This is a genomic window from Pseudomonas caricapapayae, from assembly GCF_001400735.1.
GTDB lineage: Bacteria > Pseudomonadota > Gammaproteobacteria > Pseudomonadales > Pseudomonadaceae > Aquipseudomonas > Aquipseudomonas caricapapayae.
The window spans coordinates 1-381 of record NZ_LJPW01000093.1 but is presented as its reverse complement, the minus strand read 5'-3'; the positions used below and the strand labels follow the sequence as shown (position 1 = coordinate 381).

The window sequence follows — 381 nt, the reverse complement described above, 5'->3', positions numbered from 1 at the left end:
CGCGCTGCTTACTTGGCACAGGACGCAGAGCGTCCAGAACGGCATTCCCACGCGGAGCGTTGGAACGATGACTTACGCCTCAAGATGAATATCGTGCCAATGCTCTGCGTTGGCATGCAGTTAGTGACGCTCTGCATCACAAATTTGCGCCGCGCTGCTTACTTGGCACAGGACGCAGAGCGTCCAGAACGGCATTCCCACGCGGAGCGTTGGGACGATCACTTACGCCTCAAGATGAATATCGTGCCAATGCTCTGCGTTGGCATGCAGTGCGTGGCGCTCTGCGTCACAAATTTGCGCCGCGCTGCTTACTTGGCAGATGACGCAGAGCGTCCAGAACGGCATTCCCACGCGGAGCGTTGGAACGATGACTTACGCCTC

At 57.7% G+C, this 381-nt stretch carries 1 protein-coding gene; it reads left to right on the top strand.

What is annotated here, in order from left to right:
- Window positions 1-84: 84 nt before the first annotated feature.
- The coding region (locus ALO80_RS31750; protein ID WP_217997880.1) for a hypothetical protein at window positions 85-381 on the top strand (297 nt) is incomplete at its 3' end.